Here is a 1633-nt window from a genome sequence, read left to right as displayed (position 1 = left end):
ACACCGCCAAGCAGTTCACCGGCGTCGAGGGTTCCACGGTCTCCATCAAGGACACCGTGGAAGGCTTCAAGGCCATCTGCGACGGCGAACTCGACCACATTGCCGAGCAGGCCTTCTTCAACGTGGGCGGCTTGGACGACGTCGAGCGCCAGTGGGCCAAGATCCAGGAACAGACCGGGAAGTAAGGCCTGTGGCTAATATTTCTGCTGAACTGGAAGTTGAGATTGTTGCCGCGGACCACTTCGTGTGGTCCGGGCCGGCAACAATGGTCAAGGCGCGGACCAGCGACGGCGAGATCGGGATCCTGCCCGGGCACAGCCCGGTGCTGGCCGTCCTGGCCGCCGGCGAGCTGGCCATCGAGCCGGTCTCCGGTGAGCGCATCAACGTGAAGGTCGACGGCGGGTTCTTCTCCGTCGACAGCAACCGGGTTGTCATCGTCGCAGACAATGCGACGGTTGACGGCGGGGCTGCTGCGGGGACCCGCTAGCCCCCGGTGAACGGACTCGACATCACGTTCGCCTTACTGGCGGCAGTTTTCCTGCTGCTGGTTCTGGCACTGATCGCCTTCGGGGTGCGCCGCTACCAACTGCGGCGCGCCCTGGGCACCTTCGACGCCTCCATCGCCATGCTGCCTAACAGCTGGCAGATGGGGGTTTGTCGTTATACGGACACTCATTTGGAGTGGCTGCGTCTGTTGTCGTTGAGTCCCAAGCCCCGCTACAAATTCCGGCGGAGCTCGCTGGAACTGCAAGGGTGGCGCCAACCGACGGAAGCTGAACGGGCAAAAATCCAGCCCGGATCAATCGTTGTCATGCTCACGCATGAGAAACAGGACCTGTCGATGGCCATGACCTTCGACGTTTATGCCGGTCTCTCGTCCTGGCTCGAAGCCGGACCCGTGATCGGCATCGGCACCTGGCGTTAAGCGAAGGCTCTACGGCGCGGTCTCCCCGGGAGCCGCGCCGTCAGCCGTTTAACAAGCACAACCGTGCCGCGACCGTAGGATGGTTTTCATGGATGACGTGATTGTGGTGCACGGGCCCAGCTCCCTCAACGGGCGGGTGGAAGTCTCTGGCGCCAAGAACAGCGTCTTGAAACTGATGGCTGCGGTCCTGCTGGCTGAGGGCCGTTCCACCATCACCAACGTCCCCGACATCCAGGACGTCTGGATCATGTCCGAGCTGCTGCGCAGGCTTGGCTGCGTGGTGGATTACGACGTCGACGCTGCCAGCGTCCATATTGACGTCCCGGCCACGCCGGGGCACCAGGCCGACTACGACCTTGTCCGCGCCATGCGTGCGTCCATTTCGGTGCTGGGTCCGCTCGTGGCCCGGTGCCGCCAGGCCGAGGTGGCGCTGCCCGGGGGAGATGCCATCGGCAGCCGCGGACTGGACATGCACCGGGCCGGGCTGGAACAAATGGGTGCCCAAATCAGCATCGACCATGGCTACCTCGTGGCCAAGGCCCCGCAGGGACTGCACGGCACCCACCACCGGCTGCCGTATCCATCCGTCGGTGCGACCGAGAACCTGATGATGGCCGCTACGCTGGCCCGGGGCGTGACGGTGATCGACAATGCCGCGCGGGAACCGGAGATCACCGATATCGCTGACCTGCTGGTCTCGATGGGCGC

3 protein-coding genes and 1 pseudogene are annotated in these 1633 nt (G+C 64.2%); all 4 read left to right on the top strand.

The features are described 5' to 3' along the window. A pseudogene (locus AC5RWT_RS37210) lies at positions 1-185 on the top strand (F0F1 ATP synthase subunit beta); the annotation flags it as partial. Positions 186-190: 5 nt separating this feature from the next. After that, positions 191-487, top strand: coding sequence for a F0F1 ATP synthase subunit epsilon (locus AC5RWT_RS37205; RefSeq protein WP_493966156.1), 297 nt, complete (start codon positions 191-193; stop codon positions 485-487). A 6-nt stretch (positions 488-493) separates the two neighbouring features. After that, on the top strand, positions 494-925 hold the full coding sequence (locus AC5RWT_RS37200; RefSeq protein WP_494084589.1) for a DUF2550 domain-containing protein: 432 nt from the start codon (positions 494-496) through the stop codon (positions 923-925). Positions 926-1013: 88 nt separating this feature from the next. Further along, a partial coding sequence (locus AC5RWT_RS37195) for a carboxyvinyltransferase (RefSeq protein WP_494084588.1) occupies positions 1014-1633 on the top strand: 620 nt, incomplete at its 3' end.

This window comes from Arthrobacter sp. Dra40, from assembly GCF_059091905.1.
This window is presented reverse-complemented; position numbering and strand designations above follow the sequence as displayed.